The sequence below is a fragment of the Psychrobacter sp. BI730 genome (assembly GCF_013414195.1).
Taxonomy (GTDB): Bacteria; Pseudomonadota; Gammaproteobacteria; order Pseudomonadales; family Moraxellaceae; genus Psychrobacter.
The window spans coordinates 70,624-84,995 of record NZ_JAATTV010000015.1 but is presented as its reverse complement, the minus strand read 5'-3'; the positions used below and the strand labels follow the sequence as shown (position 1 = coordinate 84,995).

At 40.7% G+C, this 14,372-nt stretch carries 14 protein-coding genes; 9 read left to right on the top strand and 5 right to left on the bottom strand.

Annotation, left to right across the window (positions count from 1 at the left end; translation table 11 throughout):
- Window positions 1-188 precede the first annotated feature (188 nt).
- The 4 genes from HCZ91_RS11575 (at window position 189) to HCZ91_RS11560 (ending at window position 3,862) form a co-directional block, all read left to right on the top strand.
- Window positions 189-980, top strand: coding sequence for a DUF1285 domain-containing protein (locus HCZ91_RS11575; protein WP_179799512.1), 792 nt, complete (start codon window positions 189-191; stop codon window positions 978-980).
- A 209-nt stretch (window positions 981-1,189) separates the two neighbouring features.
- The gene (murI, locus tag HCZ91_RS11570; RefSeq protein ID WP_179799511.1) at window positions 1,190-2,179 is read left to right on the top strand and encodes a glutamate racemase; all 990 of its coding nucleotides are present in this window, start codon (window positions 1,190-1,192) and stop codon (window positions 2,177-2,179) included.
- A gap of 171 nt (window positions 2,180-2,350) precedes the next feature.
- Window positions 2,351-3,361, top strand: coding sequence for a DUF4062 domain-containing protein (locus tag HCZ91_RS11565; RefSeq protein WP_179799510.1), 1,011 nt, complete (start codon window positions 2,351-2,353; stop codon window positions 3,359-3,361).
- Between the two features lie 201 nt (window positions 3,362-3,562).
- Complete coding sequence (locus tag HCZ91_RS11560) at window positions 3,563-3,862, top strand: hypothetical protein (protein WP_057761845.1); 300 nt, start codon at window positions 3,563-3,565, stop codon at window positions 3,860-3,862.
- A gap of 117 nt (window positions 3,863-3,979) precedes the next feature.
- Here the strand turns inward: HCZ91_RS11560 and HCZ91_RS11555 are convergent, their stop codons facing one another.
- Window positions 3,980-5,440, bottom strand: a complete 1,461-nt coding sequence (locus HCZ91_RS11555; protein WP_179799509.1) for a lytic murein transglycosylase — start codon at window positions 5,438-5,440, stop codon at window positions 3,980-3,982.
- 333 nt (window positions 5,441-5,773) lie between these two features.
- Here HCZ91_RS11555 and HCZ91_RS11550 point away from each other — a divergent pair, with 333 nt between their 5' ends.
- Window positions 5,774-7,489, top strand: coding sequence for a DUF262 domain-containing protein (locus tag HCZ91_RS11550; RefSeq protein ID WP_218870166.1), 1,716 nt, complete (start codon window positions 5,774-5,776; stop codon window positions 7,487-7,489).
- Between the two features lie 97 nt (window positions 7,490-7,586).
- On the opposite strand, the gene HCZ91_RS11545 is transcribed toward HCZ91_RS11550, so the two are convergent.
- The 3 genes from HCZ91_RS11545 to msrA all read right to left on the bottom strand — a co-directional run bounded on the left by HCZ91_RS11545 (window position 7,587) and on the right by msrA (window position 9,748).
- Window positions 7,587-8,303: a DUF1499 domain-containing protein gene (locus HCZ91_RS11545; protein ID WP_179799508.1), complete on the bottom strand. Its 717-nt coding sequence runs from the start codon at window positions 8,301-8,303 to the stop codon at window positions 7,587-7,589.
- A gap of 52 nt (window positions 8,304-8,355) precedes the next feature.
- Window positions 8,356-9,048 carry a thiopurine S-methyltransferase gene (gene tmpT, locus HCZ91_RS11540; protein WP_179799507.1) on the bottom strand — a complete coding sequence of 231 codons (693 nt, stop codon included), beginning with the start codon at window positions 9,046-9,048 and terminating at the stop codon, window positions 8,356-8,358.
- A 178-nt stretch (window positions 9,049-9,226) separates the two neighbouring features.
- Window positions 9,227-9,748: a peptide-methionine (S)-S-oxide reductase MsrA gene (msrA, locus tag HCZ91_RS11535; RefSeq protein ID WP_057761837.1), complete on the bottom strand. Its 522-nt coding sequence runs from the start codon at window positions 9,746-9,748 to the stop codon at window positions 9,227-9,229.
- 270 nt (window positions 9,749-10,018) lie between these two features.
- Between msrA and cmoA the strand changes: the two genes are divergently transcribed.
- The 4 genes from cmoA (at window position 10,019) to HCZ91_RS11515 (ending at window position 13,721) form a co-directional block, all read left to right on the top strand.
- Window positions 10,019-10,804, top strand: coding sequence for a carboxy-S-adenosyl-L-methionine synthase CmoA (cmoA, locus tag HCZ91_RS11530; protein ID WP_179799506.1), 786 nt, complete (start codon window positions 10,019-10,021; stop codon window positions 10,802-10,804).
- Between the two features lie 31 nt (window positions 10,805-10,835).
- A complete protein-coding gene (locus HCZ91_RS11525; protein WP_179799505.1) occupies window positions 10,836-11,399 on the top strand; it encodes a hypothetical protein in 564 nt (187 codons plus the stop codon).
- Between the two features lie 104 nt (window positions 11,400-11,503).
- Window positions 11,504-12,550, top strand: coding sequence for a tRNA 5-methoxyuridine(34)/uridine 5-oxyacetic acid(34) synthase CmoB (gene cmoB / locus HCZ91_RS11520; RefSeq protein WP_179799504.1), 1,047 nt, complete (start codon window positions 11,504-11,506; stop codon window positions 12,548-12,550).
- A 34-nt stretch (window positions 12,551-12,584) separates the two neighbouring features.
- Window positions 12,585-13,721: a DUF1176 domain-containing protein gene (locus HCZ91_RS11515; protein WP_179799503.1), complete on the top strand. Its 1,137-nt coding sequence runs from the start codon at window positions 12,585-12,587 to the stop codon at window positions 13,719-13,721.
- Window positions 13,722-13,857: 136 nt separating this feature from the next.
- Here the strand turns inward: HCZ91_RS11515 and HCZ91_RS11510 are convergent, their stop codons facing one another.
- Complete coding sequence (locus HCZ91_RS11510; RefSeq protein ID WP_101205310.1) at window positions 13,858-14,076, bottom strand: DUF2788 domain-containing protein; 219 nt, start codon at window positions 14,074-14,076, stop codon at window positions 13,858-13,860.
- Window positions 14,077-14,372: the final 296 nt, after the last annotated feature.

The following is a 14,372-nucleotide window of genomic DNA, read 5'->3' as shown; positions in this document are numbered from 1 at the left end:
AATAAAAAATCGTTACTCATTATAAAAGAAAAGTCCTACAAACACGATACGCATTTATGAGTATCGATGCTAAGGTAATGTTAAGAAAATGAGGTTGTTATAACGATAAAGTTTCATCATACCTGAAACAAAAATTTATAGTAATAATAGATAAGCCAAACTTTGAATACTAAATAAAGGGATTAATAATGAATAACGACAATAATAGTGTTGAAGACAGCCATGAGAAAATAGCAGAAGCCCCGACCAGTAAGACTTCTAGCTTAGATAGCTTAGATAATTTGGATGCACTAAGCCAGTATATTAAGTCTACGAAAGGCACTCGCGAAGGGCGTGCAATACCACCGCTTGAAAAATGGCATCCTAAAGATATTGCTGATATGGATTTGACTATCAAGGCAAACGGAGAGTGGTGGCATGAAGGCGGACAAATGACCCGTGAGTCACTGGTCAGCTTGTTTGCCACGATACTATGGAAAGAAGAGAATAATGGCATTACTGAGTACTTCCTCAAGACCCCTGTACAGAAAATCCGTATCCAAGTTGAAGATGCACCACTTCTGATCAATGATGTTGGTATTGTCCATGAAGATGATATGAGTTGGTTGGAGTTTACAACGACGACAGGAGATGTGGTTCGCTTAGACGATGAGCATTCGATTGTATTAAAGGCGTATAATTCTAATAAGAGCGATTCTAATGAAAGCGACTTTAATAACAGCGACTTCAATAACAGTAATCAAGCGAATCAAGCGAATCAAGTGAGTACAGCTGGCGATGTTGCAGATTCTCAGGAATTAGCATCGACAGAACAGGTACGCCCATACATGATGGTTAGAAATGGTTTAACCGCGCTTATCGGCCGCAATACTTTTTATCACCTAACTGAAATTGGAGCATTATCAGAAGAAAATGGCAAGGCGATATTGACGCTACAGAGTGGTGGCCAGTCTTATTCATTATCGATGCCTACTGATTAAGTATTATGTTTATCTATTAATTGCTGTATGCCGATGAATGCTATAATTTTATAATGTCGCCTGATTCTATTGGTTTGAAAAATTCCTATCGTATAAAGGTAGTTGATATATAGCTGACGTAGAGTAACGCCACACACGCAATATACATATAACGCATTTAACTGGGTAATAAGATTGATGAATAATATGATAATGGCATTAGCATAAAGATGGATATCAAAAACCAGACAGTCGGAAAGCTCAAACCGTGTGTTGATATATCTGTTGACCAGAGTCTCAAAGCTATTGATCTAGTAGATGTCAATAAACATGCTGGTAACACAGTTGTAAGCGATAAAAACCGTAGCGCGCCCATTGGCGTGTTTGACTCTGGTGTTGGCGGTTTGTCTGTTTATTTGCATTTAACACAGCAGCTGCCTACTGAGCGTTATGTATATTATGCTGATACATTAAATGTACCTTATGGTAATCGTGACAGTGAAGATATTGAAGCGCTAACGCTAAAGGCCGTAGAGTGGTTACATCAGCAAGGCTGTAAGCTAATAGTTATTGCATGCAACAGTGCTTCAGCATATGCGCTAGATACTGCTCGACGCTGCTATCCACATATACCTATTGTGGGTCTTGTCCCTGCATTAAAGCCTGCGGTATTGGCCAGTAAGAGTGCTCATGTAGCGGTGTTAGCAACCAAAGCGACGTTGAATGGCACCTTATTAAATGATGTTATTGTCAATTTTGCTCAACCTAATAACACAGTAGTCACTAAGTATTTTGATCCGCAACTGGTACCTTGGGTAGAAGCAGGTATGTCAGAACAAGACGAGACCGCTGAAAGATTACGTCAACAGGTACGAATATTTGCTAATGAAGGTGTCGATCAGTTAGTGCTGGGATGTACACATTATCCGTTTTTTAAGACATTCTTATTGGATGAGATTGTACAGCAGCAGCTATCAATACAAGTCATTGATTCTGGTCAAGCGATTGCTGAACGAGTTAGACAGCTATTGATTGCAAACAACTTATCTGCATCATTGATGAGTGAAAAACAAGAAAATCTGTCACAAAAAACCAGTAAGAAAAATACCATTACTAGACCGCCATTAACTTTTCATGCCACAAAATATAGTGATAGACTATGCGCTTTAGTTGAGCGCTTACTCGGTACAGAAATGGCATTGCAATACTACTCTCATTAGTTATTATCAAAGCTAGTGATATCAATATGCTGTATGCAACGCTGACTCAGTTAAAATAAATTGAGTGCATCTTTTCAAGCCAAGAGTATGCTAGGCTGAGCAAGACAAGATTTTTGTGTTCTATTTTACATCCTATCCTTTTTATGTCACGACCTACGCTTAGAGGTAATTGTGCCGAATCGTCGCTATCATATTCATATTATATGCGCTGACAATGACCAGTTGTTGGTTCTAGACAGCTTAGCGATATTTTTTCAGGCACGCGCATTTCTGACCTATGATGTTTCTAGTAAATTATCTAAAGCCTCTTTTTATGGGCGCCAGTGTATTGACTCTTGCGATTACGCAGTCATGATCGTTGGCGACAGCTACGGAACTGTGCAAAAAAACGGCGTCAGCCAGATGCATTTGAGTTATCTAAATGCCAAAGCGAAGCTTAAGCCGCTAATTGTGCTGGTTAAAAACCACTCTCCAGATGTCGTTATCAGCCGACAACTCCAAGAGTTCATTAAATTAGTGACCAAGCAAGATAACCAGCTACATTACTATGATACGGAAGAAGATATTGAGCCATTGCTAGTACAGGCTCATTATAATGCAATCACCAATAATAAAATGATAGGTGGCTGGGTCAGAGCGAACGACGAGGAGAGTACGACTAGTAAAAAGGTCGTGTATGAGAAGACCGTTGATGTATTACCTAGTACTACCGAGGTAGAGAAAAACAGTCCTAATGACGAAGACTTTATATCGGATAAGGTTAGTGAGCCAATTGAGTTAACAGAGTTTTTTGAGATTCAATATAGTGCTCAGGCTTATGAGGGTGGCAATCTAACGGACGTAACCCGATCGCTAACCCTCTCGTGGCACGAGATACTCATGACACTCATGAGAATACCGTCTACTTTTTCGAGCTATGGCTTGCAAAATGCTATTAATCGTTTGATTACCGCTAAAGCGGAAGTAGACATCAAAAAAGAGATGCCAAACGTTCATGCTGTCTCACGCTGCCAAATCTCTCAAGCTGATATCAATAATTTGCAACGTAAGCTAGTCGGTGCAAACTGGATACAACTAATGACTTATGGCACGCGGGTATCACAAGAGCTTTGGAAACTTACCTTCTACGCAAAATACCTACTGCAAAATCATACCTCAAATACAAACAAACAAGACGAGTAATTATTCGCTAGCGTACTCAATAATAGCCATCTAAAACGTTCACTTAGGCATCACGACTACGTTTTGTAATACAAAGCATACGTGCGATGCTTGTGAATCTTCTTCAGACCCGTAATAATAAAGTCAGTCAGTTAACAAGATTAACAACGTTAACTGTTTTAGAATGACAACTATAATATTAATAATTAGGGAGAGCGTACGATGAGCAATGCTAAAAATGACGAACTAAAAAGAGAGATTGATGGTCTAGAAAAGTCTATGCATGATGCTGATCAGTTTCATACGTTAGAAGAGCAAGTAGCAGATATGAAACGTCGCGGTATAGATCCTAGCAAGGCCTACAAAGATTTAGACAGTAAAGCCGAAGATGAAGATTGGGGCGATGCGACTTGGAAAGAGAATGGTAAGTGGGAGCCAAAAACGGCAGCCGATTTAGACGATAAAGCTCGCGAAAACTGGAATGGTGATAATGGTCAGCCTAAGCCACCGCCTATTGTTTAGATACGTATTTTGAGTCAATTAGATAAGTTCTATTAATAATTATCTATAAATAAAAAAGCCACGCTATCGTTAGCGTGGCTTTTTTGATGCGTCTAAATAGCGTTATTTATATTGCTACTACGAACCTTGGTCTATACGAACAAGTTTGATAGTGCCATCGGCGTCAGTAACGCGGCGATAACGTGTATTGCTAGAAGTTGAGGAGCTCACTGATGGCTGAGATGAGTAGCTACTAGGAGCAGTCGTTTGCTGCTGAATTAATTGTCCCATGCGATCGGCAGGTGCAGGATTCAGGGGTTTGCTGTTTGCAGGCTGGCCGTATTGAGTTTGACTCAGTGCTGCATTACCAACGATGGCGCGATAGAACTTCTGGCCTGCGCGTCCGTCAGCTGGAAAAATACCGCGACTAGTCTGGTATTGTTGGATAGCGGTACGGGTATTGTCTCCGATGATGCCATCTACACCGCCGATATCATAACCGGCATTTAGCAACGCTTGTTGAATGTCTTTGGCCTGCTGGCGGCTGATACCAGGATCGTCTGTCGGCCACGCAGTGATAAAGTCTGTTTTGCTGCTGTCTTCGCGAGTGATTAGATCTGATAAGTGTGCGATAGCCAGCGCGTAGTTTTCTGATGCGTTATAAGAGTAGAAAGTGTCGAAATTTTTACCCACCAAGAAAGCAGGGCCTTCCATACCAGCTGGTAACAATAAGCCTGCACTGCTCAAGTCATACGGTAACGGACTGCCATTAGCCAATGTCAGACCTTGATCACGCCAGTGGCTTATTGACTTTTTGTCTTTACGATTCGAAGCGGCCCAAAATCCATCAGGTAGTTTGACTTCATAGCCCCAAGGCTCACCAGTACGATAGCCGCGATTGTCCAAGAAGTTTGCGGTAGAAGCGAGTGCATCAGGTACGCTATTGACCAAATCACGGCGACCGTCACCGTCAAAATCTACTGCCAACTCTAAGAAAGTACTCGGCATAAACTGTGTCTGTCCGAAGGCACCTGCCCATGAGCCTGTCATATCATTTGGTGCGATATCACCGTTTTGCACAATTTTTAGCGCATTGGCGTATTCACCTTGGAAGTAGCTCTGACGACGATCAAAACAAGATAAGGTCGCTAAAGACTCAAATAATGGTTTTTTACCTAGCGTTTGACCAAAGTTAGACTCTACGCCCCAGACACCGAGCACGTGCTCAGCTTTTACGCCATAACGCGATTCGATTTGACGTAGTGTAGAGCCCCATTGACGCTTGGCTCGGATACCATCCTCGACACGCTCTTTGTCTACCAATGCTGACAAGTAGTCCCAGACGTCTTTTTGAAACTCTGGTTGATAATTCAGTGACTGAATGACACTAGGATCAGGCTGGCTTGGGCGATAGTTATTAAAGGTATAACCATCAACACCGCTAAATTTGCTAGAGTTTTTTAGATTGTCTAAGCACTGCTGAAACTCACTATTGGATAAGTCAGGTGCTGGCTGCTGCGCGGCTTGAGCAGTGGTAGCAAGGCTGATGCCGACAGCAACACTAAGCAGCGACAAAGTAGAAAAAGGAGTCAAACGCATGAAAATATCCTATAAACGTTAAAATAATTATCGAAAGGCAAAAAATGATATTAACGTAGAGTAACCAATCTAAACAGTAAAGAAAAGCTGTCGAAGTACCAAGGTTATAAATGGTTACGATAAATTGACGCTGCCGTGAGATTAGAAGAGGATTCTTAGCTAAAAAGATTTTTTCAACCAGAAATGCTAGATCAACATGTCAGACTATTTTTATCAGCATTGCTATACTGTTATCAGTTCTATATTGCTTACCTTATGAATATGAATAGATTAATCTTAAATTTCACTATTAGAAATAGTTGAGCGCACGCTTCGATTCTTTGAGGAAAAAGTATGACCATGAATTTTAATACCACAAATAGTACTTTCCGTCAGTTGTTAGGTAACGGCTTACGTTATAGTGTACCTCCCTTTCAGCGTGATTATTCATGGGCCGATTTAGAATGGGAAGAGCTGTGGCAAGATATAGAAGCACTGTTTATTGAAGATGCGGAATCTGCACATTATATGGGTTATCTGGTACTTCAAACTACAAATAATAAACAGTTTGATATTATTGATGGTCAACAGCGTCTAACCACACTAAGTATTCTAATACTAGCAGGACTAAGCTTTTTAAAAGATATGATAAGTAATGATGTTGATGCTGATCGTAATAGCCAACGCTTACATCAATTGAAAAACGACTATATTAGTTATACTGATCCAGTTACTCTTATTGAGACACCAATATTAAAATTGAATAGACACAATGATAAGTATTATCGTAATCACTTAATTACGCTGGATAAGTTACCACAGCGTGGACTCCATGCATCTGAGCACAGAATTCGCAAAGCTTTTGATTGGTTCAAAAGTAAGATGAAGCAGAGGTTTGGGATGGAGGAATCTAGTGGTCAGGACTTTGCTCAATTCCTCGATGACTTAGTAGATAAATTGTTTTTTACGGTTATTACTGTAAATGATGAACTTAATGCCTTCAAAGTATTTGAAACGTTGAATGCGCGAGGCGTGCGTCTTTCTTCTACTGATTTATTAAAAAATTATCTATTCTCATTAGCTAGTGTTGATGATTTACATGATAGTCAAATCAAACACTTAGAAGAACGATGGGAAAGCATTATTACATCATTAGGAAACGAAAGTTTCCCTGAGTTTTTACGAGTGTATTGGAATAGCCGGCATAAACTTATACGTAAAACTGACTTATTTAAAACGATTCGTAAGCATATTAGGAATAAAGAAGATGCATTTAGGCTGGTTAAAGAAATTGAGCTATCAGCCGATGCGTATACTGCACTGAAAGATATACAAGATTCTCGATGGTCTGAAGAGTCAAAGCATCTCAAACAATTGACTATGTATAGAGTGAAACAGCCTTTTTCAGTATTGCTTGCAAGTTATGAGAAATTTTTTGAAATTGATAGAAAAGGATTTCTATCAATTGTACGTGCGATAAGCATACTTTCATTCCGTTATAATGTAATTTGTAATAACCCACCTAATGAACAAGAGCGATTTTACAACAAGATAGCGGTTAAGATTGAGTCCAATGAACTGAAATCAGCGCAGTCAGTAATCAAATCTTTAAATGAAATCTATCCTGAAGATGATGTTTTCAGAAATGCGTTTATCGCTAAACAACTAAAAACTACTGATAATCGTAATAAAAAAATTGTTCGTCACATCTTATGTGAAATTGAAAAAGTAGTTAGTGGTGTGGCTGTCGATGAAAATAATGAGCAATTTAATATTGAGCATATCTTACCTGAAAACCCCGACGACTCTTGGAATAATATTGAAGATGCTAAAGTTGACTCAATGACTTATCGACTGGGTAATATGACTTTGCTAGAAACTAGCAGTAATCGTGATGCAGGCAACAAGTCCTATCAAGAAAAACTGATAATTTATTCTACAAGCAGTCTGACAATGACTAAAAATTTGCCAGAAAATTATACTAAATGGAATCTGAACAGTATAGATAGCCGTCAAAAACAGCTAGCAAATCGTGCAACTAGTATTTGGAAGATATCAGAATTATCCTAAGCTATAGTAATTTTTAGGTATTTGTATTAGCACTTTTTAGAGTTTGTAGAATACTCTATAAACTCTGAGCACGCTTGGGTTCCAAACTGCCTTACAGTTATTTACTTCCCAAAACCCCATCCAACTCTTCAATCAACTTATGAATACGCGCCGCATTTTTGCCCAAATCACTCTGTCCAACTCGTGACTTACTGCGGATATCAACTAAGCGCTCGCTATCGTTGTCAGTCACACGAATGATGATATCATCTTTGAAACCAAACCAAGCAGTCGTCTCTGTTGCTTCGATGATGCCTTTATCGGCATCAGTATTTACAAGCTCCCATCCTAAACTTTCTATGGCTTGTTTGGATGCTTCAACCAATTCAGGCTTCGATTGAGCATAGGTCAATGTTTGCAAATCAGGGTAGGCAGTACGTTGTTGTTCAGCCACTTCTGCGCCTGCGTATTCAACAGGATTTGACGCATCTGCACGTAGTGGCGCAATTGCGACAAACTCAGGCGGATTCACTAAATCGGTAGAAATATCGTGAATAGGCGGTACATTTTTGGCCGTATTCATCATGCTAAGCGGGACAGCAATTGCAGCGACAGCAAGTACGGCTGAGGCTAATGCGCTCCCAATACTGGCTGTATTTCGTTTAAATAATAGCTGTATAGCCAACAATACCAATGCTGCGATACCAGCAAATAACCCAAATTTAAACCCTGCAAACGCGGTGCCTAATTCTACAACGCCAAACTTGTACAATGGGCCTGCTAGAGCGACTAGCAGAATAGCAATTGCACTCATTAGACGGACTATCATTTTCATTCAATTTCTCTGTTGCGATTTAGCGGCTTGTTAAAGGTTATATGAGTTTGGTTCATTTACTGCTCAATAGCCAAACGTGTTCTGTGACGGTGATATCAGGTGCAGAACCTATAGAAGAAGGCACGCTTGCTAGCTCATAGATTTGGTAGTGAGCGCTATAATACTGCTCTAGTTGTTCGTTATTAATAGAGAAGGGTGGTCCATTTTTTTTACGCTGATCGTAATTTAGCGTGAGTAAAAGCTGCGGTGTTATTTCATTGTTAGCACCATTAACTTTACTGGTATCGCTACTAAGTTTCCGCACTTGCTCACTATATCTCACACGCATATCGTCTGGTAGGGCGATTAATGCCGCTTTATCATATACTGCATCAATAAAGCCAATATCTTCAAAAGTCAGTGCAAAGATATCAGCAACCCATAAAGTGATGGTTTGTCCCGACAACTGGCCTTGATAGTATTTCATCGTTGGGTTGTCTGCCTGTTGATAGACGGTAGGTTCGATGTTTTGCTCAGCAAAGAATTCTTGTACGGCTGTTTTGACCAACTCAACGCCCACCACGTCATAGCCTTGCGTCGCTAACCAAACCATATCGATAGATTTGCCACAAAGCGGCACAAAAATGCGGCTACCCGCAGTTAGATTGAGGTGGTCGAAATATTTAATCAATAATGGATTGACCATAGATTGATTGAATCCAATGCGACCTTCTTGCCAACGTTTTTGCCAAAACTCAGGGTTCATGCTGCAATCCTCTATTTGCAAGTTTCTATATATAAGGTTCTAATCTTGATCTGATATATCAAAGGAATAACTAATAAAAAGCCAAACACCTATAATATAAGTGTTTGGCTGGTATCTAATATTGGGCTAAGAAATTTTTTGAATAAATAATGTCTTATTTAATTTAACGAACCCTCATTTAACTAACCATATATTTGCTAAATTCTTTACGCAGTTTGGCAAGCTTTGGCGGTATTGCAAAGTTGCAGTAAGCCTGTCCTGGGTTTCTGTTGAAGAAATCTTGATGTGAGTCTTCTGCCTGATAAAATTCAACAGCAGGATGTACTTCCGTCACCACATTGACACCCATATCGCGTAACTTGTTAATGGTGCGGTCAACGGTCGGTTTTTGACTGTCTTCAGTGTAAAAGACCACGCTACGATACTGACTACCAACGTCATTGCCTTGACGGTCCATCGTGGTGGGATCATGCGTGGCAAAGAAGACATCGAGTATTACCTCTAATGGGACGATAGACTCATCAAATTCTACTTTGATGACTTCGACATGGCCAGTCGTTCCACTACAGACAGCTTCATAATTGGCAGAGACAGCATCGCCGCCCATGTAGCCTGAGACGACAGATTGCACACCTTTTACCGATAAAAATACAGACTCGGTGCACCAGAAGCAGCCGCCACCTAATACGATCGTTTGCATAATTTTTCCTATTATTATAAATATGGGTTAAGCGCTATATTTGGTAGTGATACTCTCATTTTTCAATGCTTTTTCAAACGTCTCATTACCCTTGGCACTATTTATTCAGCTTAGCAGGCAAGCCAAAGGCGATAAGTAACAAACAGTAATGTTATAATGGGCTTTTGCTATCTTACTTCTTTATCAACTGATAATGACAAGCAAAAACTACCAAGCAAAATTCACCAAGTAATTCTTAATTTCAGTTCTATTCTAAAAACGAGTCGTCCCATGAGCCAATCCCAGCCTGCTATCAAACATGACACCCTATTTGATAAACCGTTTACCACGCCACTGGATAAGGCCGCACGCTTTTCATTTGATGAGCAAGTGGTGGCTTGTTTCCCTGACATGATTCGCCGCAGTGTACCCGGTTATGGTCAGGTACTGGCGATGCTGCCTATATTCGCCCGTCGTCATTGCAAGTATCGTCAGCAGAGCGATAGTGGTCAGCGTGTTAGTCGTGTTTATGACTTGGGCTGCTCACTGGGTGCAGCCAGCATGACGCTAGCTGGTGAGTTCGACTCACAAGACTTACAGATTAAAGCAATTGATATTTCGCCTGCGATGACGACCGAGGCGACCACGCTACTGAGTGAGAATTATCCTAAGCATGACATCGAAGTGATCACAGCAGATATCCGCGATGTTGAGCTTGAGCCGTGCGATATGGTGATTTTGAACTTGACGCTACAGTTTTTGCCAGCTGCCGATAGAGTCGCAGTGCTAGAAAAGATTTATGCGGCATTGAGCGAAGGCGGCATATTGGTACTGACTGAAAAAACCCATGCATTTGATGAGCAATATGATGCATGGTTAGTAGAGCGTTATTACGACTTCAAACGTGCAAATGGCTACACCGAAATGGAGATTAGCGGTAAGCGTAATGCATTGGAAAATGTCCTCATTACTGACACGTTAGATGAGCATCATGCACGGTTAGATCAAGTTGGTTTTGCGCGTCATCTGACATGGTTTCAGTTTTTAAATTTTGTCTCCATTGTAGCGTTTAAATAGGATTTACTTTGGGAGCGAACAAGGTGTTCATATGATTCCGTCTATAGTTGAACAAAATATTCATCAAGTGTTAATAAAAAAAATGAGCGTACAATCATTTGAGCAATGGTTATATGAAGATGATGTATTAGAGTCTAGCAACCCTGATTTGTATCTTGAACTGATTTCATTTAATTATAGTTCTGAAGATAATTTTTATTACCGTTTTTATGATAGTTTTGCGAAATACGTCCATTTTTATAAATTTGAAGCTGACCGAATAAAAGAATATCTAAACTCAATTATTGATAGAGATGGAAATTGTAGTAATGCGATTTGGGTGATGTATGAGTTATATTGTAAGGGTTATGGTTTTCTCGGCAAGCTAGGAATTATATACGGGTTCTGCCTAGTAGACTACGAAACTTCGGAATCTAACCATAATATAGATACTATCTTAGATAAGTTGTATCCCGAGATTATTGATGATGCTAAAAATGTATTGAACTGGTTAGAAGAAGGCAAAGTTGTTTTCAAAAGTCAGGACAATGGTTATGGTGTTTTTGAATACGACGACCTTCGTAGTGAAACGGAAATTCTGCAAGGAAATGCGTAGTTCACGAATTTCAAAGAGTTTACATATTAAAACTTATCTTTCTTTATTTTAACCCTTTTAATTTTATTCATTTTGAATATTAATCAACACGGTAACCTGCTTTTATGCTCAACGACACTATCATCAACGCCGAACGCGAATTGTATCTAACCCTACTAGAGCTGGCACAGCAGCAGCCGAGCGCTTATGAATGGCTCAAGCAATTACCAACATGGCTAGGTGACATAAAAGATAAAGCCAACTATGCGCATGCGCCTGCCTACCAAGCGTCAGTTGCTCGTTTGCCAAACTTAGCTGTCAATCATGTCGATCTAAACAGCGATACATTGACGATTGAGGCAGATCTAAATGAATCTCAACGCAAACAAACAACAGCACTATTAAAGCAGTTGATGCCGTGGCGTAAAGGCCCATTTCAGATTGGCGGTCAAATCGGCGATGATGAGTCAGGTATTAAGATTGATACCGAGTGGCACAGTGATTGGAAATGGAAACGTGTTGCGCCGCATTTAAGTAGATTGGACGGTCGCCGCGTATTGGATGTGGGCGGTGGCTCTGGTTATCACGGCTGGCGCATGGCAGGGGCTGGCGCGGATACCGTTATTATTATTGATCCGTCATGCTTGTTTTATCATCAGTTTATGGCGATTCGTCATTTCATTGGTGCCGCAGATGCTAGTGATACAGGCAGCTATCGGACACATTATATTCCTGTACCGCTTGAAGCCTTACCTGAGCACAGTCAGCTGTTCGATACCGTATTTAGCATGGGAGTGCTGTACCATCGCCAGTCACCGTTTGAGCATTTACAACAGCTGAAAGGACAGTTAGTCAAAGGTGGTGAATTAGTACTTGAGACGCTAGTGATTGAAGGTGATGCCAATACTGTACTGGTGCCGCATGACCGCTACGCGCAGATGAATAACGTCTATTTCTTACCATCGGTGGCGGCACTAATTGGCTGGTTAGAGAAAGCAGGGTTCTCAGATGTGCGCTGCGTCGATGTGGCAGTCACCTCGACTGAGGAACAACGACAAACCGAGTGGATGACCTATCATTCGTTAGCAGATTTCTTAGATCCTAATGATTCTACTAAGACCGTCGAAGGATATCCTGCTCCAATTCGTGCGACTTTAATTGCAAAAAAGTAGCATTGATGATGGTAGCTAACATAAGGAAAGCACTATGAAGACATTGAAGACATCAAAGACTTTGATGGTAGCTACCATCAGCTTGCTATCGCTACCTGCTATGGCAGGTTATGGAACTGTATCCGAAGGCTGGGGCTTTGTAAAAGACGACTGGCAAGTGGTTTGTGATAATACGTGGACTTGTCGAGCTGCTGGATATGCCAGTGAATCGCTGATAGATGAGCCTGCTTCAATATTGTTCACAGCATTGCCAAAAGTAGCTCTACCAAAAGCGCAAATTCAGTTTGTCTCAGAAGTGCCGATAGGTGAGCTGAAGCGTGCTGAGCTTTGGCTGAATAACAAAAACTATGGTGTGATACAGCCCAATAAAGAAGACAGTCTACTATACGACTTGTCAGCCAAGCAGACGCAGGCGCTGCTTGATCATGCTCGTATCGCGACCAAGATAGAAATTAGAGCGGGCGATAACCACTGGCAGATCAGCGATAAAGGCATGTCAGCAGTATTGCTCAAACTAGACGATGAGCAAGGTCGAGTAGGGACGCCGATAGCATTGGTCAGTAAGAATAATCCAAATCGTCAACGTCCTAAAGCAGCCTTGCCAAAACCAATTATTCAAAAAGCATTTGCGTATTCAGCAAAAGACAACAAAACACTCACTCCATCAAAGCTGGCGTATTTTCAGAAAAATATTGATAACTGGGTCGATATTAATGCCGAGCAGCTTATAGGGTCCAAGGACGCGATGGGCGACTGTGAGCTGATTAACCCAAAAACTGAAACATATCAGCGGATGTCAGAGTATGGCTCTACGATGCTTGATTGGGACTTTATACCAGTTAATGATAGCTATACATTAGCCGCTCATAGTTGCTGGCTAGGTGCTTACAATTTTAGTAACGGCTATTGGCTCATTGATAATGCAAAGCCTAGCAAACCTACGCTTATCACGACAGCAGGGAATGATTATTTTGATGGTGAGATTTCGGCCACTCATAAAGATCGAGGCATTGGTGATTGCTGGAGCCGTACTGCATGGATATGGAATGGTGAGACATTTGCTAAGAGCGAAGAGTCTAGTACGGGAATGTGCCGAGGTTTTGCTGGTGGAGCGTGGGACCTACCAACGTATGTGAGTCAGGTTATAGAGAATAATGCTAAGGCTCAATAGCTTCTTTTATTTAAAAGGCCTTGATTTAAATGACTGACACCTTATCAAGCGCAGCAGTCATAGGCTGTATATTACGTTTTTAGTTTTGCTACTTATGTCCTAAGCAATATCAAAGGATAGTGATAAAAATGGCCAATTAGATTAACCATTTTTTGAAAGCGACTTCCATGACTATCTTAAGGATAAAACCAACAGAACCTGCGCCTAGGGCTAAGAATATCCAAAAAGTACCAGCGCGCCCCGCTTCAGACGTTTTAGAGATATCCCACATAATAAAAAACAAGAAAGCGATGAATATCGGCAACAAGACGTACAGTCCCCAACTGGTGACAGTACTGGCGGCAATGGCAAACATGGCGTAATCCTATAATAGAGTAGTAACGCGTCTTCTATATTTTAGAAGAGCCGTACAAACCAATATTATAACGTGGAAGTAGTCAGGTATAAACGACTGCCCAGTATTGAGCAACAGTAACGCTACAATTCACGTTATGAGTTATTTATCAGTTTTGCATCATTGATATTAGTCAGCCCAAATCCTGATAACGGTAAGATTTTAGTGCTAATTTTGGCGCAAATGGTGCAATAAAGCGCAAAGATTGTTATATTTACAGGTTACTTATCTTTTTACATTATTCTATCCCTGCAATG

Bases quoted from the DNA above. Each gene is read 5' to 3' on its own strand.
- cmoA (WP_179799506.1), top strand. From the start codon at position 10,019: ATGAGCCAATCCCAGCCTGCTATCAAACATGACACCCTATTTGATAAA.
- HCZ91_RS11560 (WP_057761845.1), top strand. From the start codon at position 3,563: ATGAGCAATGCTAAAAATGACGAACTAAAAAGAGAGATTGATGGTCTA.
- HCZ91_RS11515 (WP_179799503.1), top strand. From the start codon at position 12,585: ATGAAGACATTGAAGACATCAAAGACTTTGATGGTAGCTACCATCAGC.
- HCZ91_RS11545 (WP_179799508.1), bottom strand. From the start codon at position 8,303: ATGAAAATGATAGTCCGTCTAATGAGTGCAATTGCTATTCTGCTAGTC.
- tmpT (WP_179799507.1), bottom strand. From the start codon at position 9,048: ATGAACCCTGAGTTTTGGCAAAAACGTTGGCAAGAAGGTCGCATTGGA.
- HCZ91_RS11555 (WP_179799509.1), bottom strand. From the start codon at position 5,440: ATGCGTTTGACTCCTTTTTCTACTTTGTCGCTGCTTAGTGTTGCTGTC.
- HCZ91_RS11525 (WP_179799505.1), top strand. From the start codon at position 10,836: ATGATTCCGTCTATAGTTGAACAAAATATTCATCAAGTGTTAATAAAA.
- cmoB (WP_179799504.1), top strand. From the start codon at position 11,504: ATGCTCAACGACACTATCATCAACGCCGAACGCGAATTGTATCTAACC.
- HCZ91_RS11550 (WP_218870166.1), top strand. From the start codon at position 5,774: ATGACCATGAATTTTAATACCACAAATAGTACTTTCCGTCAGTTGTTA.
- msrA (WP_057761837.1), bottom strand. From the start codon at position 9,748: ATGCAAACGATCGTATTAGGTGGCGGCTGCTTCTGGTGCACCGAGTCT.
- murI (WP_179799511.1), top strand. From the start codon at position 1,190: ATGGATATCAAAAACCAGACAGTCGGAAAGCTCAAACCGTGTGTTGAT.
- HCZ91_RS11510 (WP_101205310.1), bottom strand. From the start codon at position 14,076: ATGTTTGCCATTGCCGCCAGTACTGTCACCAGTTGGGGACTGTACGTC.
- HCZ91_RS11575 (WP_179799512.1), top strand. From the start codon at position 189: ATGAATAACGACAATAATAGTGTTGAAGACAGCCATGAGAAAATAGCA.